Genomic DNA, 22,195 nt, shown 5'->3' on the forward strand with positions numbered 1-22,195 from the left:
AACAAGGTGGAGCGAAAAATGAGCAATCCGGTCAGCTGGCAGGGCCTGTTCCCGGCGGTAACGACGCAGTTCAAGGCGGACGAAGCCCTCGACCTGCCGGCCACGCAGCGCGAGATCGAGGCGCTGCTGAAGGCGGGCGTCGACGGCCTCATCATGCTGGGCACCTGTGGCGAGAACTGCTCGCTGCAGGCGGAAGAGAAGCGCGCCGTGCTCAGGGCCGCGAAGGAAGTGGCGGGCGGCAAGGTGCCGGTGCTTTCCGGCGTCTCGGAATTCACCACCGCCGGCGGCATGCAGTATGCGCGCGATGCCGAGAAGATCGGCATCGACGGACTGATGGTCCTGCCGGGCATGGTCTACAAATCCGACCCGCGCGAAACGCTCAATCATTTCGCCCAGGTCGCCTCGGCAAGCGGCCTGCCGGTGATGATCTACAACAATCCGCTGGTCTACGGCGTCGACATCCGGCCAGAGGCATTCAAGGCCTATGGCGCGGTGAGGAACATCGTCGCCATCAAGGAATCGTCGGACGATGTGCGGCGCATCACCGACCTCCACAACGAGGCTGGCGCGCGCTTCGGGATCTTCGCCGGCGTCGACGATCTGGTGCTGGAAAGCGCCGTGCTCGGCGTCGATGGGTGGATTTCGGGCCTTGCCGACGTGTTTCCGGACGAAGCGGTCGCCTTGTGGAAGATGTGCAAGGCCGGGCGCTATGAAGAGGCCCGCGCGCTCTATCGCTGGTTCACGCCGCTCCTCCATCTCGATACCGAGATCAAACTGGTGCAGCATATAAAACTGGGCCAGCAGATCGTGGGCCTCGGCACCGAAACCGTGCGCGCGCCGCGCCTGGTGCTGGACGGGGCGGAACGCAAGCGCGTCATCGCTCTTTACGAAACGGCGCTTGCCAACCGGCCACAGCTGAAGAAGGCGGCCTGAAAGGGCCGCAATCGGAAACGGGCCCGATCGGGGGGAGATCGGGCCCGTTCCGTCTTTCCGGGAAGGATGGGCCCTTAAGGGGCCGGGGTCACCGGAACGACCGGCGCCGGCGGCGCATTCGGATCGACCGGAACATCGCCGGTGCCCTGATCGGGCGTGCCGTCATCGTCGCCGTCATCACCGTCATCGCCGCTTTCGCCGCCATCGTCACCGCCTTCGCCATGATCGTCGCCGCCGCTGTCGCCGCCTTCGCCATGGTCGTCGCCACCGCTATCGTCGCCACCGCCTTCGCTGCCGCCACCATCGCTGTCGCCGCCACCTTCGCCACCACTGTCACCGCCTTCGCCGCCATCGGCATGGGCCAGGGCCCCGGCGAGATGTCCCGACATGCTGCGTTCGAAATCGATCGGCGCGGCGGCAATTGCCGCCACCAGGGCGAGTGTCGCGGTGCCGCCGAGAAGCAGGCGCCGGGCCAACCCCTCTTTGCCGGCGGTCGCGCGATTGCTGAGTTGTTCGGTTCGATCGGTCATTACCCGTTTCTCCTTGCTGGCTGCGGCATTAGCGACCGCGTAACCTGGACAGAATAGGAGCCGCTAGCTGACGCGATCCTGAGGCACGGTTTAAGCTTGGCTTAAGGTTGAATGAGGCCTGTTAGTATACTGCTAACCATGCGTCCACCCGCTCGTTGGGAAAGCTGTCATCCGTGCCGCCCTATGCGCATATCAGGCCGATCCATCCGCCGCCGCGTCGCCGCCTGGCGCTGGCGGCGCTGATCTGCGTCGCCGGCCTTGCCGCCCCCCTTGGCGCGCGTCAGGTACGGGCTGCCGAATGCAGCGCGGGCGCCGGCCCGGCCGGTGCCGCCGGCACTTCGGCGCTTTACGGCGAACTCGCCAGCACGGTCGGCGCCGAGCCGCTCTCGGTCGACATAGCCGCCCGCGCGATCGGCGGGTCCTGCACCTGGGTCTATGAGGTCAAGGTGCTGACCGTCAGCGGCAATGTGGCCCTGCTCGATTTCGACCTCGTCGACCTCGACCTGATGCGTGTCGAAGGATCGCCCGACGATCCCGAGATCGCCAGGCTGATCGACCGGCTCAATGGCCGCGCCGAAAGCCCGGATGCCGGCGACGGAACGCCCGGCGGCAGTGGATCCGATTCCGGCAGCGGCGGCACGCCGGGCGGCGATGGCCCAGGTGACAGCGGTTCTGGCGACAGTGGTTCTGGCGACAGTGGTTCTGGCGGCGATGGTTCGGGCGACAGCGATTCCGGCAGTGGCGATTCCGGCAGTGGCGATTCCGGCAGTGGCGATTCCAGCGGCGGCGATTCCGATGGCGGCGAAGGCGGTTCGGATGGCGGTGAAGGTGGCGATTCAGGCAGCGGCGATTCGGGTGGCGATTCGGGTGGGGGCGAGGGCGGTAATGACGATTGAACCGGTGGGCATATGCGCATTCTGATCGTCGAGGACGATCTCGACATTCAGCGCCTGCTGTCGGCGGCTCTGGCCGCTGCCGGCTATGCGGTCGATGCGGCCGGCGACGGCGAGGACGGCTATCATCTGGGTGCCACGGAAAATTATGACGCGATCATCCTCGATCTGGGTTTGCCGCAGATCGACGGCCTCTCGATTCTGGAGCGCTGGCGCAAGGAAGGCGTGGCGGCCCCGGTCCTCATCCTGACGGCGCGCGATTCCTGGACCGAAAAGGTGAAGGGCCTGCGCGCGGGCGCCGACGATTATGTCGCCAAGCCCTTCCAGATGGAGGAGGTGATCGCCCGGATCGAAGCGCTGATCCGCCGCGCCAAAGGGGTCGCGAGTTCGGTGGTGACGATCGGTCCGCTGACACTCGACACCGCGCAGGGCATGGTCTTCCGCGACGGCAATCCGGTCGCCATGACGCCGCTCGAATACCGCCTGACCGCCTATATGATGATGCGCCGCGGTGCCGTCATCTCCAAGACCGAGATCACGGAACATATCTACGACCAGAATTTCGACTGCGACAGCAATGTGGTCGAGGTGCTGATCAACCGCCTGCGCAAGAAACTGGGCGCCGACGCGATCGAAACCCGGCGCGGCCAGGGTTATGTGTTGGCGCTATGAAACGGATCGTCGGCACATTCTTTCCGCATTCGCTGAAACTGCGCCTGATGGCGGCGGCGGCTCTCTGGGCGGTTCCCGTGCTGGTTCTCGCGGGCATCCTGCTGCTCTGGGCGTTCCGGGCGCATCTCGAAGACCGGCTCGACGATCAGCTGGCGGCCTATCAGCGCGAATTGCTGGCGGCCGCCAGCATCGACGAAAGCGGTGCATTGAAGCTCGATTACATACCGGCCGATCCCCGCTTCGCGCGCGTCTTCAGCGGCTGGTACTGGCAGGCGGCCGTCGGCGGCGAGGTGGTGCGCCAATCGACCTCGGCGGGGCCCATGGGTGCCGGCGCGCTCAAGCTGCTGTCGCAGGTTTCCGGCGTCGCCGAAATTGCCGGCCCCGGCGGGCGCGAGCTGCGCGCGTTCCGCCGCGATGTGAATCTGCCCGGCGGCACCAGGCCGGTCACGGTCCTGGTCGCGGCACCCTGCGACGAGCTCGAGGCCGACTTGGCGCAATTCGCCCGCAACATCTTCATCGTCTTTGCAACGCTGGGCGTCGCCTTCCTGATCGGCGTCTATCTGCAGGTGGGTTTCGGCCTGCGCCCGCTGTCGCTGCTGCGCGGCGAGATTGCGGACATCCGCAACGGCAGCGCCGAACATCTAAGCACCGCATTCCCCGACGAGATCGCGCCCGTGGTGGACGAGGTGAATGCCCTGATCGACCATAACCGCCATCTCATCGACCGGGCGCGCAACGAAGCCGGCAATCTGGCGCATGCGCTCAAGAATCCACTTTCCGTCCTCTCGCATGAGATCGGCGCGCTGGAGCCGGAACGGCGCGACGTACTCGATGCCCAGCTGCAATCGATCGCCGGGCAGGTCGAACGCATCCTGCAGCGCATCCGCGCCGCCGGCCCGTCCGCCGCCGGTCACAGCCGGACGGACCTTGCCGATGTCGCCGACGATCTGGCCTTCTCGCTGCGCACGATCTATCGCGGCCGGCAGATCGACCTCAGCTTCGACATCGATCCCGGCACGGCCTTTGCCGGCGACCGCGGCGACCTGGTCGAGATGCTCGGCAATCTTTGCGACAATGCCTGCAAATGGGCGCGCTCGCGCGTCGCCGTGCGAGCCAGCCGGCAAGGCGGTCGCCTGACGGTCGCCATCGAGGATGACGGGCCGGGCATTGCCAGCGCCGCGCGCCAATCCGTCATGGCGCGCGGCCAGCGTCTCGACGAACGCGTGCCCGGCTCCGGCCTCGGCCTCGATATCGTCCGGGAAATCGTCGCCCTCTATCGCGGTCGCCTTGAACTGGGCGACAGCGCGTTGGGCGGCCTGCGCGTCGATCTCGACCTGCCGGCGGCGTGACCGGCCGCGCCGACAGCATGCCGCCGGAGCCGTCCTGCATCCGTCGCCTGGCGATGTCATGGCTCGGAAACCCCGCCCTGAAACCCAGATAGAGTATCTCGGCGGTGGAGGGGTGATGCGCCAGATGAACCGCGACGGGCGCGGCCGGAAAGCAGATCGCGCGGTCCCGCGATATTTTCCACGGAACCTGGATTTGCTCGGCACAGGCCCTTCTCAAAGCGCGCGGATCTAAGGCCGTAATTCCCAACGCCCCCGCGCGTGACATGCCCCCGCGCGATTTCTGTCGATAGTTGTGTGATCTCTGGCGATCTGTATTTTTTAGTAGCCGTCGGATTGCGCTTTGCCTTCCGAGTTACTGTATCGGGCGAAACTGGATCGGCAGGCGAGGATCCAACCGCACCTGTTTTATAAGAAGGCATGCGCGCCCTGGTTCATTGTCGGCCAAGGCCGTTTCTGCCGTAGCAAGGTTGGCAACAGCGGCAACGAAGGCCATGCTCGATGCACCCGATTTTAGCTGCCCAGCTTCTATGCCTGCCGCGAATTCCTGGAAATCAGGGTTACCCATCAGATCGGCTTCAGTCATCGCAAACCATTTCTCAGCCGCAGTGGCCCCGCAGGATTTCGGCTGTTGCGGTGTTTGCGAACACGCCACAAGAAACGTCGCGGCCACGATGATCAGACGCATAGCAGTCATTGGGCTATCCAGTAGGAGAGGTCGAAGGCCAAAAAAACAACGATAGCAGTTTAAGTATGCGGCCGTCAGACAAAACTCTCCTGCAAAGGGAATCCATGAGACCAGGGAGACCCATTGGGCGATTCATGTGCAGAGAAGTTAAGTGGTGCCCCTGGCCGGACTCGAACCAGCACTCCTTTTGGGAACCTGATTTTGAGTCAGGCGCGTCTACCAATTTCGCCACAGAGGCATCTGTGTCTGCCGGCTCCACCCGTATCGTTCGGGCGGGGGCGCGGCGCGGGCGGCATATTAGCCAAAGGCGGGCGCTTGGCAAGCTTCCGGGTTGATGTGCCGGGATGGGCGCCGGGAATAACGGGGCGTCTCCGGCGCGGCGGATGGGGCCGGATCGCGCGGGTCGAAATCGCACTTTTCGCTCACACGCATCCCAGTTTTGCCACAGCGCTTTTACGATAAATTAACGAAGATTCACGGCATATTTTAGGCAACAAAACCTCACACTATATTGCTGAATTAGCGTGATTTATCCGTGATAACGGGGTTTTTCGCGCGATGGAAGCTGGACGTCGCTGCTAGGCAAAAACTATTGTTTGGGCAGGCGCTTTGGAGCTGTCCTCGCCGGTCCCGTCACAGGGTTCGTACGAGGCAGCAACGGGTGCGCCGGGCCAAGGTTGAAGAGAATTCGTAAATTTCGGGACGGCGCCCGGACTCCGAAAGTCGGGGTTCCAGGATTAAGGGCCCGCCGCGAATGCAGAAGGGACGAAGTGTGGCAAGGTTGACCCAAGCAGATGTAACACGCTTGAGCGCGGACCCCACCCCAGCCAGACGCGCCGCCACGATGCTGGCGGTTGCCGGTGTCTACCAGACGGGCGAGATGACGCAGGAAGAGCGTGAGATCGCCAACGCGATCATCAACACCGTCCTGCCCGAGGCGGAGCTGGATTTCCGCCGCCGCCTTGCCGAGACCCTGAAGAACGCACCCGGCCTCGACCGCGGCATCGCCCGGCGCCTGGCCGAGGATGTGATGGACGTGGCGCGGCCGATCCTGGCCGAATGCCTCGCCTTGACCGACGAGGATCTGGTGGCCGTGATCGAGCAGCGCGGGGTCGAACATGCCCGCGTCGTGGCGACGCGCCCGATCCTCTCGGCCGCCGTCTCGACGGCGCTGATCAAGACCGACGACGAGACCGTGGTGCTGCGCGTGGCCGCCAACGAGAATGCGGCCATTCCGACGCAGGCCTATCACCGCATGCTCGACCGCTTCGCCGACAATGCCAACGTGACCGACGCGGTGGCCCAGCGCCGGGCCCTTCCCATGGCGGTGGCCGAGCGCATGACGACGGTGGTGACGGGGCGCATCCTCGAGCGCCTCATCGACAAATACGATCTCGAGCCGGCGCGGGTTTCCGCCCTCATCGAACATGGGCGCGAGAACATCCTTCTCACCAGTTTCGCCCCCGGCCAGCGCGCCGAGGAAATGCGCGCCCTCATCGACGCGCTGCACCAGAACGGCCTCTTGAGTTCGACGCTGATCCTGCGCGCTTTTGCCTTGGGCAATTTCGCCTTCGTGCTGCCGGCCTTGAGCCTCAAGGCCGGCATCCAGGTCAGCAACGTCCGCGCGCTCCTCGGCGACGAGGGCGGCCGCGGCCCGCAGCAGCTTTTCGAACGCTGCCACCTCGATCCCGTCTACCGCGAACTTTTCCTCCAGCTCACCCTGCTCGGCCGCCATGAGCGCGTGCGCCGCTTCGGCTTCGCGCCGGAAGGCTGGCGCAACAATGTGCGCCCCGTGCTCGACGACGTGATTGGCGATGCCAATCCCGAACAGGCCTTCGAGCAGCGTATCACCGAGGCGCTGCTGGTGGTGGTCGGCCGAACCAGCCACGATAACGGACAGGAAGGCGGCGCCCGCCGCGCTCACGGCCGTTAAGGCGCGAAGCCCTTCCCAAAGTCGGGTTCCTCACCGGAAAATGATCTTGAGCCTGCCCTGATGCCGCCGCATTTCATGGCCATATGACCGCTTGAGGTATGGGTCGCGCCACGGGCGCGCGATCTGCTAAAAGGCGGCCATGAGCGCAGGCGATTCGCAGGCAGAGACCGAAAAGAAGACCAGACCCGCGCGCAAATGGCGTCGCAGGCTGGCCTTGTTCACCCTGAAATGGGGATTGGTCGCCACCATCTGGGGCGGCTTCCTGGGGCTCATCTTCGTCGCCTGGTGCGCCTATGACCTCCCCGACGTCTCCAAGCTCAACGAGATCAAGCGCCGCGCCTCGGTGAGCCTGGTTGCCAGCGACGGCAGCCTCATCGCCTCCTATGGCGATCTCTATGGCAGCGCCGTGGCCTTGAAGGATCTGCCGGCCTATCTGCCCCAGGCGGTCATCGCCACCGAGGACCGGCGCTTCTACAGCCATTTCGGCCTCGACCTCAAAGGCCTCGCCCGCGCCATCTATGTGAACCTCACCTCCGGCCGGCTGGTCCAGGGCGGCAGCACCATCACCCAGCAGCTCGCCAAGAACATCTTCCTGACGCCCGAACGCTCGATCCACCGCAAGGGCCAGGAAGTCCTGCTGGCCCTGTGGCTGGAGCGGAATTTCACCAAGGACCAGATTCTCGAACTCTATCTGAACCGCGTCTATTTCGGCGCCGGCACCTATGGCGTCGATGCGGCGTCGCGCAAATATTTCGGCCGTCCGGCGGCCGAGGCGAGCCTCTTCGAATCCGCCATGCTGGCCGGCATGCTCAAAGCCCCCTCGCGCTACAATCCCTTGAACGACAAGACCCTCGCCCGCGACCGCGCCACCCTGGTGCTGCGGAACATGGTGGTGGCCGAGTTCATCGCACCCGACGTGGCCGAAGCCGCCGCCACCATGACGGCCCCCTCGGTCAGCGCCGAGGCGCGCGGGCAGATCGGCCAGTTCTATGCCGATTGGGTGCTCGATCAGGTCTCGTCCTATGTCGGTTTCACGACCCAGGACCTCATCGTCGAGACGACGCTCGACCCGCGGTCGCAGCGCCTCGCCGAGGCGGATCTCGCCAGGACCATCGCCGAGATGGGCCCGAAGCAGAACGCCAGCCAGGCGGCCCTCGTCGCCATGACGCCGGACGGGGCGGTGAAGGCGATGGTGGGTGGCGTCTCCTATCGCGGCAGCCAGTTCAACCGGGCGACACAGGCGCTGCGCCAGCCGGGCTCGGCCTTCAAGACCTTCGTCTTCCTGGCGGCCTTCGAAGCTGGCTATGGGCCCGGCAGCCTCTTCAACGACGTGCCGATCCGCATCGGCAAATGGCAGCCCGGCAATTACAACGACAAATTCTATGGCGAGGTTAACTTACGCGAAGCCTTCGCGCGCTCGCTGAATTCGGTGGCGGTGCAGCTCTCCGAACAGGTCGGACGCCGGAACGTGATCGCGGCCGCCCAGCGTCTGGGGCTGACCACGCCGATCGGTAACGATGCCTCGATAGCGCTTGGCACGTCCGAGACGACGCTCCTCGAAATGACCACGGCCTATGCCGTCTTCGCCAACCAGGGGAAGGGTGTCTGGCCCTATGCCATCGCCCGCATCTCCACCCGCGAGGGCGAGGTGCTTTACGAGCGCGGCGGCTCCGGCCCCGGGCGCGTCGCCTCCGGCAGCGCGGTCGCCGAAATGCTCGACGTCATGGCCTCGGTGGTCGATTGGGGCACCGGCAAGAAGGCCAAGCTCGACGGCTGGCCGGTCTACGGCAAGACCGGCACCAGCCAGAATTTCCGCGATGCCTGGTTCGTCGGCCTCACCGCCGATCTGGTGACCGGCGTCTGGGTCGGCAACGACAATGGGGCGCCGATGGACAAGGTGACCGGCGGCTCGCTCCCCGTCCTCATCTGGCACGATTTCATGGCCGGGGCGCTGGCCGGCCTCCCGCCCCGCGATGTGCCGCGCGGCGGCGGCGCGCTGGTGGCCAGTGCCGGTGCGCCCACCGAACTGGCGCCTGAAGCGCCGGGCAATCCCGCCGCGCAGCCGGAGGAAGAGCCCGGCGGCATCGGTTCGCTGCTCGACACGATCCTGGGCGGCGGCAGTTCGGACGCGAAGACCGCGCCCAGCCAGCCCGCCAAGGAGAAGAAGCCCTACTACCAGCAGCGCGACGACCAAGGTCGCGACTGAGGGGGACGCGATTAGGCGTCCGCATTTTTCGCGGCCGGCCGGATCACCCGCCAATAGCAGGCGGTCTGCGCAAGGCCGGTCAGGGCGATCATCAGCGTCATCGGCACGGGCGAGGGCGATCCGATGACGCCCAGCATGGCGCCGATGCCCGCCGCGACCGCCATCTGCACGAAGCCGAGCAGGGCGGAGGCGGCACCCGCCGAACGCGGGAAGGGGCCGATCGCCCCGGCCTGCGCCGCCGGCAGGGTCAAGCCGACACCGATCATGTAGGGAAGGAGCGGCGCCAGCACGCTCCAGACGGAAGCCGCGACCACCAGATTGACGGCGACCAGGACCAGCGCGCTCGCCAGGGCGATGAGGGAGCCGAGCCCCACCAGCTGCGCCGGCGCGAGGCGCTTCGACAGGCGCCCGCCGCTGGTGGCGCCGACGATATAGCCGATGACGAAGACGCCGAAGCAGAAGCCGAAATATTTCGGCGGCACGCCCAGCACGTCGATGAAGACGAAGCTGGAGCCGGAGATGAAGCAGAAGATCCCGCTATAGCCGAATGTGGCGGCCAGCACATAGCCGAAATATTCGCGGTGCCCGATGAGTGCGCCATAGATGCGGAACCAGGACAGCGGATTGGCGGCATTCATGTCGCGCGTCCGGTTGGTTTCGCTGAGCACGGTGAAGATGGCGACAAGGCCCAGCGCGCCGTAAAGGGTGAGCGCCACGAAACAGGCGCGCCAGCCGAAGGCGTCGGTGAGGAAGCCGCCGATGATGGGGGCGATCGCCGGCGCCAGCGCCACCGCGGCGCTCAAATAGGAAAAGACCCTTGCGGCACCGTTCGCCCCCACCAGGTCGCGCACCATCGCGCGCGAGATGACCGGCCCGGCACAGGCGCCGACCGCTTGCACGAAGCGGAACGCGATCAGGCTGCCGATGCTCTCGGCCATGGCGCAGCCAAGGCTCGCCAGGGTGAAGATGACGACGCCCCCGGCCAAAACGGGGCGCCGCCCGAACCGGTCGGAGAGCGGTCCATAGACCAGGATGGCGCCGGCAAAGCCGATGAGATAGGCCGACAGCGTCGCCTGCGCGCCCGCTTCCGTGACGCCGAAATACTTCGCCAGCACCGGCAGCGCCGGCAGATAGAAATCCGTCGACAACGGCCCCAGCGCCACCAGGGCGGTGAGGGTGGCGAGGATTGCGCGGCTGATGGGGGCGGGGGAAGCGGGGGTCATTTCTTATTCTCTATTGTCATCCGCCGCGAAGGCGGAGGATCCACGAGCCACTTTCAATAGATCGATCGAAACTCGTGGATGGCCCGCCTAAAGCGGGCCATGACAAGTCAGAACAGGGCGCCACCCACCTCACTGCACCGGCACGGTCCCCTCGATCCCCTCCGGCTTTCCCGCCACGACAATGGTCAGCGCCTTTTCGTCGAGCAGCGCGCCGGCCACGCGTTTCACATCCGCGATCGTGACTGCCTCGATCTCCGTCTTGCGCCGTTCGATATAGTCGATCCCCAGATCGTTCATCTGGATGCCGAGCAAGGTGTCGGCGGCTTTCGAGGTCGTGGTCAGGTTGCGCGGGTAATAGCCCAGCAGATAGGTGCGTGCCGCCTCAAGCTCTTCCGGCGTCGGTCCTTCCGCCGCCATGCGGCGCCACTCGGCACGCAGCAGCTCCAGCGTTTCACGGACCTTGGCGTTGGGCGTCTCGAACCGGCCGGTGAGGAAGCCCACATGGTCGAGCGTCACCAGGTCGGTGCTGATGCCGTAGGTGAGCCCGCGTTTCTCGCGCAGCTCCGTCATCAGGCGCGAGGAGAAGCCGCCGCCGCCCAGCACGTAATTCATCAGATAGACGGCGAAGAAATCCTTGTCCTCGCGCTTGACGCCTTTCTGCGCGAAGAGGACGGTCGCCTGCGGGATGTCGCGGCTGACGACGCTGAGCGACCCCGCCGGCGCCACATCGGCCTCCGCCACGTCGAGCGGCGCGCCTGTCGCCGGCAGGCCCGCGAAGGCCCGGTCGACCAGCTTGCCCAGGGCCGCCGCATCGATATCGCCGGCCGCCGCGACATGAAGCTGGTCGCGCGTCAGGCGATCCTTGACGAACTGCTTGAGATCGTCGGCACCCAGCGCCGACATGGTTTCCCTGGTGCCGTAATTCGAGCGCGCGTAAGGATGTTCGCCCAGCAGTTTCGTCTCCAGCATGCGATAGGCGGCGGAACCGGGGTCGCGCTCTTCGCCCTCGATGGCGATGAGGAACTGCCGGCGCATGCGCTCGACCGGCTCCGGATCGAAGCGGGGCTGGGTCAACGCCAGGGCCAGCAGATCGGCCGCCGCATCCTTGTTCTGCGTGAGCGAGCGCAAGGATCCGCTGAAACTGTCGGCGCTGGCTTCGAAGCCGTAATCGAGGCCGAGATCGGCGATGCGCTGCTGGAAGGCGGAGGAATCGAGTTCGCCCGCCCCTTCGTCGAAGAGGCCGGAAGCCAGCTTGGCCACCCCTTCCTTGCCCTTGGGATCGGCGGCGGTGCCGCCCTTGAAACCGAAGGAAAGCGAGACCACCGGCACCGTATGGTCCTCGATCAGCCAGACCTCGATGCCGGCGGGGCTCACGACCTTCTGGATGTCGGTTGCCGCCGCAACACGCGGCAGCAGCGCCAGCGCCACGCATAAAATGGCGGATAAAATGGTGGGGCGGAAGAATCTCGTCATCATGGCGCCGTCTCCGTTTCCGGCAGCAGGGTCGAGGTGACGCTGTTCTCGGTCCTGAAGATTTCCCTGGCGGCCAGCATCACGTCGGCCACCTTGACGGCCTCGATCCGCTCCGGCCAGGCCTGGATGTCGGCCATCGTTTCGCCGCTGGCCAGCGCCTCGGCCACCAGCAAAGCCGGGCCGTTGAGGCTGTCGCGCGACTTGGCGGCATCCATCAGCAGCCGCTTCTTGGCCGCAGCCAGCTCCTCCTCGGTGATGCCGTCCTCGAGCAGCCTGGCGATTTCCGCATCGATCGCCTGTTCGGCCTTGGGAAGATCCGCCGGGTCGCGCGGGCTGGCATAGAAGGTGAAGCTGCCATAATCACGCGGATCGCCGTTGAAGCGGGCCCCGGCGCTGATGGCGACGCCGTCCTTGATCACCATCTGCCGGTAGAGCCGGCCCACGGCGCCGCCGCCCATGATTTCGGAAAGCAGGCTCAGCGCGTAAGGCGCCGCCTTATCCTCGCCCAGCGCCGCCGTGCGGTAGCTCTCCGTCAGGTAGCGCCGCCAGACCGCCGGATGTTCCACCTCGGGGCTGGCGAGCGACAGGCGCCGCGGTGCTTCCGGCGGCGGTTCCATCAGCCGGTCGCGTTCGGGAATCGCGCGCGCGGGCAGGGGACCGAAATTCCTTTCGGCCAGGTCCCTGACCGCGTCCGGCTCCACATCGCCCGCCACCACCAGGATGGCATTGTTGGGCGCGTACCAGCGGCGATAGAAGCCCAGCGCATCCTCGGTCGAGTATTGCTCCATCTCATGCCGCCAGCCGATGATGGGCAGGCCGTAAGGATGGTTCTGGAAGACGGCCGCGTTCATCGCCTCGGCGATGCGGCTTCCCGGATCGCTTTCCACCGTCTGCCCGCGCTCGTTGAGGATGACGTCGCGCTCCGGCAGCACGACGCCGTCGTCGAGCTGCAGATTGACCATGCGGTCCGCCTCCGCCGCCATGAATTGCGGCAGGTGCTCGGCGGCGAATTCCTGGTGGTAGGCGGTCATGTCCTGGTTGGTGAAGGCATTGTCCGTGCCGCCCACCTTGTCGACATCCTGGCTGAACTGGCCGGCCGCCATTTTCCTGGTGGCCTTGAACATCAGATGTTCGAGGAAATGGGCGATGCCGTTCTTGGCCTTGTCGCCGTCGGCGGCGCCCACCTTATAGACCACGACCTGGAACACGACGGGGGCGAGGTGGCGCGGCAGCACCACCACCTCCATGCCGTTCTTCAGCGTATAGGTCTTGGCTTCGAAGAGTTCCGCCCCGGCCGGGTTGGCGGCGAGGAGGGAAAGCGAAAAACTAAGGCCGGCGCATAACGCTGCCGGCCTTAAGCGGACTTTACGGGCTTTTGGCATCGAGTTCCTAGAACAGGCCTTCCAGCAGGCCTTTCTGTTTGCGTTCGATGATGGGAACGTCGCCCTGGGTCGGCGCGTTCCCCAGCGCCGCATTTTCCTGCAGGCGCTTCTGCTCCTCGGTCGGGTCGACCACGGTGCCATAGGGTTCGGGCTTGCGCCAGAAGACGATGCTGTCCACCAGCTGTTTCGAATCCGCCTCGTCCTCGGCCGTTTCCGCATCCACCACCTGGCGGATATTGGGATCTACGCCGGCCATGCCGACCGATTGCAGCAACGAGGCTTCGCCGGCCGACTGGGCGGACGAGGCTTCGCCGACGCCGATTTCCGGCAGCTTCGACGGCACGCCGCCCGCACCCGGATAGCCGAAGACCACCTGCTGGGCCTGATCGCGCGCCGTCCCTTCCTGGGGGCGGGGCGAGCCCGGCGCCGGCGGGCGCAGGTTGTAATCGGGCGGCATCGACAGCGGCGCGTTCGACACGACTTCGAATTCATCGGGCGAGCGCTTGGTCAGCCCCAGCGCTTCCTTGGTGGCTGTCGAGCAGCCGCCGGCCAAGGCGGGCAGGGCCAGCAGGCCAATGGCCGTGAGTATGTGTTTGGCGTGCATGGTTAGGGGGCCTCCGATCCGGCGCTATTTTTACCCTTATCCGATGACTGAAACAAGGCGTCGAACAACAGCAGAACGACGCCCACCGTGATGGCGGAATCCGCGAGGTTGAAGGCCGGCCAGTGCCAGCTACCCACATAAAAGTCTATGAAATCAAAGACCGCCCCGAAACGAAGCCGGTCGATCACATTGCCGAGCGCTCCGCCGACGATGAGCCCGACCGCATAGGCCGGCAGCCGGCTGGTGAGCCGCGAGAGCCAGACGAGGAGACCGACGCTCACCGCGACCGCGAGTCCCGACAGCAGCCAGGGCCCCGTCCCCCGCAGCATGCTGAAGCTCACCCCCGTATTCCAGGCCATGACCAGGTTGAGGCCGGCCTGGCCCACGGGCAGGATCGGAATGACCCGCGGCGGGTTCATGATCTCGACCATCACCAGCCATTTGCTGAACTGGTCGGCGACGATGACGAGGCCCGCCAGCAGGGTCGCATAGCGGAAGAGGGCGGCGGAAGCGATGCGCATTTTCATTCCCCCGCCCCAAATTTCATCAGTCGCAACCGCCCCCTCACCCTGACCCTCTCCCGCGCGGGGAGAGGGAATGAGGTGCTATAGCCCCTCTCCCCTCGCGGGAGAGGGGTTGGGGTGAGGGGGGAAGCTGCCGCAAATTTCACCAAACGCATCACGCCGCCTCGACCGCTTGCGTGCAGCGGTGGCAGAGCGTGGGATGGCCGGGATCCTCGCCCACCTCGGGCAGCACCTGCCAGCAGCGTTCGCATTTCTCGCCCTGGGCCAGTTCGACCGTCACCGCAACCCCCGTCACATCGTTCTGCGTGAAGGCGCCGTCGGGTGCCGCGTCGCGCAGGAGCGTGATATCGGAGGTGATGGCGATCTCGGCAAGATCGAGGCCCGTCAATTCGGCTTCCCGTTCCGGCGACAGATGGACCTTGGGATGCGCCTGCAGGCTGGCGCCGATCTTCTTCTCGGCGCGCGCCAGTTCCAGCGCGCCGGTGACGACGCGGCGGATGTCGCGGATCTTGCCCCATTTCTCGGCCAGCGCCGCATCCTTCCAGGCTTCGGGCAGGGTCGGGATCACGCGCAGGTGCACGCTTTCTTCCCCTTCTTTCCACGGCCGCGCGCGCCAGGCTTCCTCGGCGGTGAAGCACAGGATCGGCGCCAGCCACGCGGTGAGGCAGGAGAAGACTTCATGGAGCACCGTGCGCGTGGCACGCCGGCGCGTCGAATCCGTCCGGTCGCAATAGAGCGCGTCCTTGCGGATGTCGAAATAGAAGGCCGAGAGATCCACCGCGCAGAAATTATGCAGCTCGGTGAAGAGGCCGTGGAAGTCGTAGCTCTCCGCCGTCGCGCGCACGCATGCGTCAAGCTCGGAGAGGCGGTGCAGCACCCAGCGGTCAAGCTCCGGCATCTCGCTTGCATCGAGCCGCTCGGCTTCGGACCAGCCGTCGAGCGCCCCCAGCACATAGCGGAACGTGTTGCGCAGGCGCCGGTAATGATCGGCCATGAATTTCAGGATCTCATTGCCGATCCGCAGATCGTCCGAATAATCCGAGGCGGTGACCCAGAGGCGGAGGATGTCGGCGCCGTATTGTTCCATCACCTTCTGCGGCGCCACGACGTTGCCGAGCGACTTCGACATCTTGCGGGCCTGCTCGTCCAGCACGAAGCCGTGGGTCAGCACGCCCTTGAAGGGCGCCACCCCGCGCGTGCCGACACTTTCCAGCAGCGAGGAATGGAACCAGCCCCTGTGCTGGTCCGATCCTTCGAGATAGAGGTCGGCCGGGCTCGTCATGTCCCAGCTGGGATCGGCGCGGGTCGCTTCCTCCAGCACGAAGGCATGGGTCGAGCCGGAATCGAACCAGACATCGACCACGTCCTTGATCTGCTCGAAATCGTCGGGGCTGTATTCATTGCCGAGGAAGCGCGAGGGCGGGCTCGCATACCAGGCATCGGCGCCCTCCGCCATGAACGCCTCGACGATGCGGTCCACCACCTTCTGGTCGCGCAAGGGTTCCTGCGTCTTCTTGTTGACGAAGACGGCGATGGGCACACCCCAGGCGCGCTGGCGGCTGATGCACCAGTCGGGCCGGTTCTCGATCATCGAATAGAGCCGGTTCTTGCCGCCTTCCGGCACGAACTTGGTTTGCTCGATCTCGGCCAGCGCCGTCTTGCGGAGGTCGTTCTTCTCCATCGAGATGAACCATTGCGGCGTGTTGCGGAAAATGATCGGCGCCTTCGACCGCCAGGAATGCGGATAGGAATGCTTGATCTTGGCCGCCGCCACCAGCATGCCGCGTTCCTTCAGCGCCGCGATCACCGCATCGTCGGCATCGCCCTTCTTGCCGTATTGGTTCATCACGCGCTTGCCGGCAAAAAGCGGCACATGGTCGTAATAGGCGCCGTCCGGCCCCACCGTCTGCGGCACCTCGATGCCGTTGGCCATGCCCAGTTCATAGTCGTCCGCGCCATGGCCGGGGGCGATATGCACGAAGCCGGTGCCGGCCTCGGTCGAAACGAAATCGCCGGGGAAGGGGCGCACGTCGAAATCGTAGCCCGACCCATGGAACGGATGATGCGTCACCGTCCCGGCAAGGTCTGAGCCCTTGCCGGACCAGATTTCCCTCGATGCCGCGATGCCGGCCTTCTCCTCGAACGCGGCCTTGAGATCGCTTGCCACGACCAGCCGATCGCCCGCCTTCACATGGGCTTCGTCGCCGACAGCGCCGACCTCGATGCCGACATAGTCTATATCCTTGCCGAAGGCGATGGCGCGGTTGCCCGGGATGGTCCAGGGCGTCGTCGTCCAGATGACGATGGCGCCACCTTCGAGCGCCGCGGGTCCCGTGACGATCGGGAACTTGACCCAGATCGTGTTGCTCTCATGGTCGTGATATTCGACCTCGGCTTCGGCCAGCGCGGTCTTCTCGACCACCGACCACATCACGGGCTTCGAGCCGCGGAAGAGGCCGCCATTCATCAGGAACTTGCCGATCTCGCGCACGATCTGCGCTTCCGCCGCAAAGGCCATGGTGGTGTAAGGGTGTGCCCAATCGCCGAAGACCCCTAAGCGCTTGAACTCCTCGCGCTGCACGTCGATCCATTTGGCGGCGAACTCGCGGCACTGGCGGCGGAACTCGTTGATCTCCACCTCGTCCTTGTTCTTGCCGGCCTTCCGGTATTGCTCCTCGATCATCCATTCGATGGGCAGGCCGTGGCAGTCCCAGCCCGGCACGTAATGCGCATCCTTGCCCAGCATCTGCTGCGAGCGGTTGATGACGTCCTTGAGGATCTTGTTGAGCGCGTGGCCGATATGGATGTTGCCGTTGGCGTAAGGCGGGCCGTCATGCAGCACGAATTTCTCGTGGCCTTTCGATGCCGCGCGCAGCTTGCCGTAGAGTTCGCCCTTCTCCCAGCTTTCCAGGATCGCGGGTTCCTTCTTCGGGAGATCGCCGCGCATGGGAAAATCGGTCTTCGGCAGGAAGACGGTGTTCTTGTAATCGGGCGTGGGTTTGTCGGCACTCATCGTCACTTGGTCCAATCGTGAAAAGCTTTACGTCAGTTTCGCGCTGCCCGGATGCGCGCCGGGCTGCGGGCCGTGATAGTCGGCCAGGATCCCGCGCGCCACCGTGCTGTCGGCGGCGATCTGCGCCTTCAGGGCATCGAGGCCGTTGAACTTCATCTCCGGCCGGATGAAATCGATCAGCGCCACGCGCATATGCTTGCCGTAAAGATCGCCGTCGAAATCGAAGAGATGCACCTCGAGCTGCACGCGCGTGCCGCCCACCGTGGGCCGGCGCCCCAGATTGGCGACGCCCTTGATCCAGCCTTGTTTCTCGTCATTGTCGTCGATCGCCATCACCGCATAGACGCCGAGCCTGGGCTCCAGATATTCGCCGATGGCGATATTGGCGGTGGGAAAGCCCAGCTGGCGTCCGCGCGCATCGCCATGCTCGACGCGGCCCTCGATCTCCCAGGGCCGGCCCAAGGTGGCGGCGGCGCTCTTGGGATCGCCCGCCTGCAGCTGCTCGCGCACCAGGGTCGACGAATAAGCCGGCCCATCACCTTTCTTGGCGGCGGCGACCGAGGTGACGCCGAACCCATGCCGCCCGCCGAACTCGGTGAGCATCGCGGCATTCCCGGCGCGGCCCTTGCCGAAACAGAAATCGTAACCCACCACGACATGCGCGATGTGGAAGCCGCCGACCAGGATCTCGGTCACGAAAGTCTCGGCGCTCCGCGCCATCATCTCGGCATCGAAGGTCAGTTCGAAGACGAAATCGACGCCCAGCGCCTGCAGGTGCCGCGTCTTGATGCGGAACGGCGTCAGGCGGAAGATGGGATCCTGCGGGCGAATGAAGGATCTGGGATGCGGCTCGAAAGTGAGCACCGCCAGCGGCGCATTCTTCGAACGCGCGATCTCCGCCGCCTGGCGAATGACCGCCTGGTGACCCAGATGCACGCCATCGAAATTGCCCAAAGCGACCACGGCCCCCTGCGCCTCGAACGGCACATCCTCCAGATGCCGGATCAGCCGCATGAGAGGCCCCTCACCCCGACCCTCTCCCCGCTGCCGCGGGGCGAGGGGGCCGATCGAAATGCGGCGCGCGCCAATGTCCCCTCGCCCCACATTGTGGGGAGAGGGTTAGGGTGAGGGGATCTTGGTCGGATTCCGGCCGTCATGGACTGAAACTCACGCCGGCCGTTTCGGCACCAGCAGCATGGCTTCGCCCTCCAGCACCACCGTGTCGCCGACCGTGGCCACGGTGGCGAAGGTGGCGCGGCCCTTTTCCTTGTCGATGGCGGTCGCGGTGCAGCGCGCCACCACCGTGTCGCCGATCCTGACCGGCGCCTTGAACTTCAGGCTCTGCGAAAGATAGATGCAGCCCGGCCCCGGCAGCTTGGTGCCGAACACGGCCGAGATGAAGCCGGCGGTCAGCATGCCATGGGCGATGCGGCCCTTGAACAGGCTGGGCTTGGCGAAATCCTCGTCGAGATGCACCGGGTTGGTGTCGCCCGAAATGCCGGCAAAAAGGATGATATCGGCCTCGGTCACCGTCTTCGAGAAGACCGCCGACATGCCCGTATCGATTTCATCGATGTATTTTCCGCGCAACTCATCCGCGTAAGCAACGCTCATACCCGGTTTCTCCTTGGGATCCGCGCCGGCACGCCGCCAAGGAGGCTTCGCACCGCACAATCGCGCGGCACTATAGCGACCGCCCCCCAGCGCCTCAAGAACAGGCGGCGCAAGATTGTGAGCATCAAATCTGTTGCCTCAACTCCTTACCGCTCCTAAATTGCAATCAGTTACGTGAGGAGCGCGCATTTGAGCGAGACGCAAAGGTCCGGCTGCCCGATCAACCTGACCCTCGAGGCCCTGGGCGACCGCTGGTCCCTCATCGTCATCCGCGACCTGATGTTCGGCAACCGCCGCCATTTCCGCGAACTCCTCAACAATTCGGAAGAAGGCATCGCCTCCAACATCCTCGCCGACCGCCTGAAGCGCCTCACCGAAGGCGGCTTCATCACCCGCGCCGACGATCCCAGCCATAAGCAGAAGGCGATCTATTCCTTGACCGAAAAAGCGATCCAGCTGGTGCCGCTGCTCGCCGCCATGGGCGCCTGGGGCCGCCGGCACTTGCCAGCCACCCGGACCCTCTCGGTGCGCGCCGAAATATTGGAAGAAGGCGGGCCGGCGCTCTGGGCCGACTTCATGGCTGAACTGCGCGAGGCGCATCTGGGCATCCCACGCCCGGGGACCGGCCCCAAGGCCAGCGACCAGATGCGCGACGCCTATCTGGCGGCGCTGGCGGAGGAAGACTAAGCCCGCGTTCATAAAACATCGTCAAGCCCGGGGATGACGGCCCGGTACAGTTTACCCCTTCGGGTCGATCGGCACCGCGTCGCGGACGCCCAGAATCTCCTCGAACAGCATGGCATGCGACAGCAGCGCGCCCTCGCCGCGAGGTTTGCCCACGATCTGCAGGCCCATCGGCCGCCCGTCCGGCGAGAAGCCGCAAGGAAGAGACAGGACCGGGCACGAGGTCATGGTGATGAGGGCCGCGAGCTTCAGCCATTCGACGTAGTTGTCGAGGGTCTCTCCGGCGATCTCGCGCGGCCAGCGTTCCTTGATGTCGCGCGGCAGGATCGGTGCCGCCGGCAGAACCAGCAAATCATAGCGTTCGAAGAACCTGACCATGTCGGCATAGAGCCGCGAGCGCCTGAGATGCGCCTTGCCGATCTCTTCCGCCGTGAGCGCCAAACCCTTCTCGGCATTCCAGATCACGTCCGGCTTCAGCTTGTCGCGATGCCGGTTGAGCAGCGGCCGCATCGTGGCGGCGTAATCGGCCGCGCGCAGGGTCTGGAAGGCGTTGCCGACACCGCTGAAATCGGGGGTAGCCTCCTCGACGGCGATGCCGGCGCCGGCCAGTTTCTCCAGTGCCGCGCGGCACAGCGCCTTCACCTCCGCCTCGATCGGCAGGGCCGCCGGGTCCAGGCAGAAGGCGACGCGCCTGGGCTTCAGCCGTTTCAGCGCGGTGGCGAGGAACGGCTCTTCGGGCGCCGGGTACGAGATGGGGATGTCGATATGCCAGCCGGCCATCGCATCCAGCATCAGGGCCGTGTCGGCGACGTCGCGCGCCATCGGCCCGTCGACCGCTAGCGTGTCGAAGCGCAGCTCGCCGGGGCCGGCGGGCACGCGGCCGGGCGAGGGCCGCAGACCCACCACCGAGCAGAAGGCCGCCGGTGTCCGCAAGCTGCCGCCAAGATCGGACCCCGTCGCCAGCCACACCTCGCCGGTCGCCAAGGCAACCGCCGCACCGCCCGACGAGCCGCCGGCATTGAGCTTCACGTTCCACGGGTTGCAGGTCTCGCCATGCACCTCGTTGAAGGTGTTGGCCCCGGCGCCGAATTCGGGCGTGTTGGTCATGCCGAGTACGATGCCGCCATTTTCTTCCAGCCGCTCGACCATGATGTCGGATTTTTCCGGCACATTGTCGGTGAAGATCGGCGAACCGTAAGTGGTGCGCACCCCGGCAACGTCATTCAGTTCCTTGACGCCGAAGGGCAGCCCGCAGAGCAGCCCGCGCCGCGCGACAGGCTTCTGCATCAGCCGCCGCGCATGATCGCGGGCGCGCTCGTCGCAGAGTGTCACCATCGCATTGACCTTCGGATTGACGGCCTCGATGCGCTGGAGCGCATGGTCGATGAGTTCCAGCGGGGTCACCGCTTCGCTTTTCAGCAGCTCGACGGTCCGCAGCGCGCTGAGGCGCCAATAATCGGTCATGACGGTCTCCACCTTCCCTTTGCCTGCGGCACTCACGCCGCCGCATGCCGCGAAAAACCCGCCGCACTCTGCACAGCGGCGCGAACGCAAGCAATGTCGTAATGATTCAAGTTTCGGCGCGGACAGAACCTGAACCGGCCCCCCCTGAAGGTGGGAGGAGGTAGAGCGAGCTGTTTCTGCGAACTCGGCTGGAAAGCCCTCCCACCTTCAGGGGGGAGGGTTGGGTGGGGGGCGGAAGTGAAGATTCTCCCCGCGTCTGCGACACGCATCCCCTTCACCTTCATCTCATGCCGCCGCAGCAACCCGTCTGCGATCGTGCCCGCCAGCGCCAAGGTCATTGCCTTTACCCAGCGTGCGAAAGCCCGGTTCTTCAAAACGCGCGGAACTTCTTCAGGTAGCGTGAAACATAATGTTACAACCAAAAGTAACGGAGAAGCATATAGTTCCTATTTTGTTCTTGACAACGACCTAGGAATTTGCTACTAATACCGAAGCGCGCATTATCTTGGATGGGTCGGTCGCTCCGCTCATCTGCAATCGCTCGGTTGTCGCCGGTGCAAGCTCTCTTCTTGGGGGGCGCAGGCCGGTGGGGTTGTGGCCTTCAGGATTCCCGGAGGCCGCCGCCCCCGCCTCTAGCCGGCGGTGTTACGACCGGCTCCCGCGACCGCACCGGGTGAAGCGGTTCTGCCTGGACGTTGGGCGGCCAAACACGTCCCCTGTGGATCGCCATGGACACGCGATTCCCCCGACCGGACGGGTGAAAGCCGGTCACTGGCCGGGCAGGTACATCCCGATGCAACCGCCCATCGGCGCGGAACCCGAAGCCGACCATGGCTGCCCGAGCGATTGCAGATGAGCGTGATTGTAGATGAGAGAGAGCGAGACTGATGTGCGACCGGAAAGATAGGTGACATTTTAGACCGGAGACATGGGTAACAGTTTTCCGGTTCTGTTCTAATCCGCTTTACATCGGCCCGGCCGGGCCGATGTAAAGCGTCGCAGTTTCTTGGTCT

18 protein-coding genes and 1 tRNA gene are annotated in these 22,195 nt (G+C 65.3%); 7 read left to right on the forward strand and 12 right to left on the reverse strand.

Going from position 1 to position 22,195, the window contains the following annotated elements:
* The first annotated feature begins 18 nt into the window (after nucleotides 1-18).
* The gene (locus tag ACE3TY_RS20545) at nucleotides 19-933 is read left to right on the forward strand and encodes a dihydrodipicolinate synthase family protein (protein ID WP_374656516.1); all 915 of its coding nucleotides are present in this window, start codon (nucleotides 19-21) and stop codon (nucleotides 931-933) included.
* A gap of 74 nt (nucleotides 934-1,007) precedes the next feature.
* Here ACE3TY_RS20545 and ACE3TY_RS20550 read toward each other — a convergent pair whose 3' ends face one another.
* Nucleotides 1,008-1,463: a hypothetical protein gene (locus ACE3TY_RS20550; protein WP_374656518.1), complete on the reverse strand. Its 456-nt coding sequence runs from the start codon at nucleotides 1,461-1,463 to the stop codon at nucleotides 1,008-1,010.
* Nucleotides 1,464-1,636: 173 nt separating this feature from the next.
* On the opposite strand from ACE3TY_RS20550, the gene ACE3TY_RS20555 reads away from it, so the two are divergent.
* Genes ACE3TY_RS20555 through ACE3TY_RS20565 form a run of 3 tightly spaced genes read left to right on the forward strand, consistent with a single transcriptional unit; the run spans nucleotide 1,637 to nucleotide 4,377 of the window.
* Nucleotides 1,637-2,359, forward strand: coding sequence for a hypothetical protein (locus ACE3TY_RS20555; RefSeq protein WP_374656520.1), 723 nt, complete (start codon nucleotides 1,637-1,639; stop codon nucleotides 2,357-2,359).
* Between the two features lie 12 nt (nucleotides 2,360-2,371).
* Nucleotides 2,372-3,028 (forward strand): response regulator, encoded by a 657-nt coding sequence (locus ACE3TY_RS20560; protein WP_374656522.1) that lies wholly within the window; start codon nucleotides 2,372-2,374, stop codon nucleotides 3,026-3,028.
* On the forward strand, nucleotides 3,025-4,377 hold the full coding sequence (locus ACE3TY_RS20565; protein WP_374656524.1) for a sensor histidine kinase: 1,353 nt from the start codon (nucleotides 3,025-3,027) through the stop codon (nucleotides 4,375-4,377). The genes ACE3TY_RS20560 and ACE3TY_RS20565 overlap by 4 nt, the downstream gene beginning before the upstream one ends.
* Before the next feature lie 352 nt (nucleotides 4,378-4,729).
* Here the strand turns inward: ACE3TY_RS20565 and ACE3TY_RS20570 are convergent, their stop codons facing one another.
* Together ACE3TY_RS20570 and ACE3TY_RS20575 are read right to left on the reverse strand one after the other, a co-directional pair.
* Nucleotides 4,730-5,071: a hypothetical protein gene (locus ACE3TY_RS20570; protein WP_374656526.1), complete on the reverse strand. Its 342-nt coding sequence runs from the start codon at nucleotides 5,069-5,071 to the stop codon at nucleotides 4,730-4,732.
* Nucleotides 5,072-5,214: 143 nt separating this feature from the next.
* Nucleotides 5,215-5,300 (reverse strand) — tRNA-Leu (locus ACE3TY_RS20575).
* Nucleotides 5,301-5,867: 567 nt separating this feature from the next.
* On the opposite strand from ACE3TY_RS20575, the gene ACE3TY_RS20580 reads away from it, so the two are divergent.
* Both ACE3TY_RS20580 and ACE3TY_RS20585 read left to right on the forward strand, forming a co-directional pair.
* Entirely contained in the window at nucleotides 5,868-6,995 is a 1,128-nt protein-coding gene (locus ACE3TY_RS20580) for a DUF2336 domain-containing protein (RefSeq protein WP_374656528.1), read from the forward strand.
* 139 nt (nucleotides 6,996-7,134) lie between these two features.
* Complete coding sequence (locus ACE3TY_RS20585; protein ID WP_374656530.1) at nucleotides 7,135-9,201, forward strand: transglycosylase domain-containing protein; 2,067 nt, start codon at nucleotides 7,135-7,137, stop codon at nucleotides 9,199-9,201.
* Nucleotides 9,202-9,212: 11 nt separating this feature from the next.
* Here the strand turns inward: ACE3TY_RS20585 and ACE3TY_RS20590 are convergent, their stop codons facing one another.
* The 8 genes from ACE3TY_RS20590 to ACE3TY_RS20625 all read right to left on the reverse strand — a co-directional run bounded on the left by ACE3TY_RS20590 (nucleotide 9,213) and on the right by ACE3TY_RS20625 (nucleotide 19,034).
* Nucleotides 9,213-10,424, reverse strand: coding sequence for a multidrug effflux MFS transporter (locus tag ACE3TY_RS20590; protein WP_374656532.1), 1,212 nt, complete (start codon nucleotides 10,422-10,424; stop codon nucleotides 9,213-9,215).
* 129 nt (nucleotides 10,425-10,553) lie between these two features.
* Nucleotides 10,554-11,900 carry a M16 family metallopeptidase gene (locus tag ACE3TY_RS20595; RefSeq protein ID WP_374656534.1) on the reverse strand — a complete coding sequence of 449 codons (1,347 nt, stop codon included), beginning with the start codon at nucleotides 11,898-11,900 and terminating at the stop codon, nucleotides 10,554-10,556.
* Entirely contained in the window at nucleotides 11,897-13,279 is a 1,383-nt protein-coding gene (locus ACE3TY_RS20600) for a M16 family metallopeptidase (protein WP_374656536.1), read from the reverse strand. Before ACE3TY_RS20600 ends, ACE3TY_RS20595 begins: the two co-directional genes overlap by 4 nt.
* A gap of 7 nt (nucleotides 13,280-13,286) precedes the next feature.
* Nucleotides 13,287-13,883, reverse strand: coding sequence for a DUF3035 domain-containing protein (locus ACE3TY_RS20605; RefSeq protein ID WP_374656538.1), 597 nt, complete (start codon nucleotides 13,881-13,883; stop codon nucleotides 13,287-13,289).
* 2 nt (nucleotides 13,884-13,885) lie between these two features.
* On the reverse strand, nucleotides 13,886-14,404 hold the full coding sequence (gene lspA, locus ACE3TY_RS20610) for a signal peptidase II (protein ID WP_374656540.1): 519 nt from the start codon (nucleotides 14,402-14,404) through the stop codon (nucleotides 13,886-13,888).
* Between the two features lie 157 nt (nucleotides 14,405-14,561).
* Entirely contained in the window at nucleotides 14,562-17,420 is a 2,859-nt protein-coding gene (gene ileS / locus ACE3TY_RS20615; protein ID WP_374656542.1) for an isoleucine--tRNA ligase, read from the reverse strand.
* Nucleotides 17,421-17,447: 27 nt separating this feature from the next.
* Nucleotides 17,448-18,434, reverse strand: coding sequence for a bifunctional riboflavin kinase/FAD synthetase (locus ACE3TY_RS20620; RefSeq protein ID WP_374656544.1), 987 nt, complete (start codon nucleotides 18,432-18,434; stop codon nucleotides 17,448-17,450).
* Between the two features lie 153 nt (nucleotides 18,435-18,587).
* Nucleotides 18,588-19,034, reverse strand: coding sequence for a MaoC family dehydratase (locus ACE3TY_RS20625; RefSeq protein WP_374656546.1), 447 nt, complete (start codon nucleotides 19,032-19,034; stop codon nucleotides 18,588-18,590).
* 189 nt (nucleotides 19,035-19,223) lie between these two features.
* Here ACE3TY_RS20625 and ACE3TY_RS20630 point away from each other — a divergent pair, with 189 nt between their 5' ends.
* A complete protein-coding gene (locus ACE3TY_RS20630) occupies nucleotides 19,224-19,721 on the forward strand; it encodes a winged helix-turn-helix transcriptional regulator (protein WP_374656548.1) in 498 nt (165 codons plus the stop codon).
* Nucleotides 19,722-19,772: 51 nt separating this feature from the next.
* On the opposite strand, the gene ACE3TY_RS20635 is transcribed toward ACE3TY_RS20630, so the two are convergent.
* Nucleotides 19,773-21,182 (reverse strand): amidase, encoded by a 1,410-nt coding sequence (locus ACE3TY_RS20635; RefSeq protein ID WP_374656550.1) that lies wholly within the window; start codon nucleotides 21,180-21,182, stop codon nucleotides 19,773-19,775.
* Nucleotides 21,183-22,195: the final 1,013 nt, after the last annotated feature.

It is taken from the genome of Dongia sp., from assembly GCF_041918875.1.
In the GTDB taxonomy this organism is placed as follows: domain Bacteria; phylum Pseudomonadota; class Alphaproteobacteria; order Dongiales; family Dongiaceae; genus Dongia.

What these genes read in the sequence shown, in the direction of transcription:
- ACE3TY_RS20545 (WP_374656516.1), top strand. Translation starts at nt 19, where the DNA reads ATGAGCAATCCGGTCAGCTGGCAGGGCCTGTTCCCGGCGGTAACGACG.
- ACE3TY_RS20550 (WP_374656518.1), bottom strand. Translation starts at nt 1,463, where the DNA reads ATGACCGATCGAACCGAACAACTCAGCAATCGCGCGACCGCCGGCAAA.
- ACE3TY_RS20560 (WP_374656522.1), top strand. Translation starts at nt 2,372, where the DNA reads ATGCGCATTCTGATCGTCGAGGACGATCTCGACATTCAGCGCCTGCTG.
- ACE3TY_RS20565 (WP_374656524.1), top strand. Translation starts at nt 3,025, where the DNA reads ATGAAACGGATCGTCGGCACATTCTTTCCGCATTCGCTGAAACTGCGC.
- ACE3TY_RS20570 (WP_374656526.1), bottom strand. Translation starts at nt 5,071, where the DNA reads ATGACTGCTATGCGTCTGATCATCGTGGCCGCGACGTTTCTTGTGGCG.
- ACE3TY_RS20585 (WP_374656530.1), top strand. Translation starts at nt 7,135, where the DNA reads ATGAGCGCAGGCGATTCGCAGGCAGAGACCGAAAAGAAGACCAGACCC.
- ACE3TY_RS20590 (WP_374656532.1), bottom strand. Translation starts at nt 10,424, where the DNA reads ATGACCCCCGCTTCCCCCGCCCCCATCAGCCGCGCAATCCTCGCCACC.
- ACE3TY_RS20595 (WP_374656534.1), bottom strand. Translation starts at nt 11,900, where the DNA reads ATGATGACGAGATTCTTCCGCCCCACCATTTTATCCGCCATTTTATGC.
- ACE3TY_RS20600 (WP_374656536.1), bottom strand. Translation starts at nt 13,279, where the DNA reads ATGCCAAAAGCCCGTAAAGTCCGCTTAAGGCCGGCAGCGTTATGCGCC.
- ACE3TY_RS20605 (WP_374656538.1), bottom strand. Translation starts at nt 13,883, where the DNA reads ATGCACGCCAAACACATACTCACGGCCATTGGCCTGCTGGCCCTGCCC.
- lspA (WP_374656540.1), bottom strand. Translation starts at nt 14,404, where the DNA reads ATGCGCATCGCTTCCGCCGCCCTCTTCCGCTATGCGACCCTGCTGGCG.
- ileS (WP_374656542.1), bottom strand. Translation starts at nt 17,420, where the DNA reads ATGAGTGCCGACAAACCCACGCCCGATTACAAGAACACCGTCTTCCTG.
- ACE3TY_RS20620 (WP_374656544.1), bottom strand. Translation starts at nt 18,434, where the DNA reads ATGCGGCTGATCCGGCATCTGGAGGATGTGCCGTTCGAGGCGCAGGGG.
- ACE3TY_RS20625 (WP_374656546.1), bottom strand. Translation starts at nt 19,034, where the DNA reads ATGAGCGTTGCTTACGCGGATGAGTTGCGCGGAAAATACATCGATGAA.
- ACE3TY_RS20635 (WP_374656550.1), bottom strand. Translation starts at nt 21,182, where the DNA reads ATGACCGATTATTGGCGCCTCAGCGCGCTGCGGACCGTCGAGCTGCTG.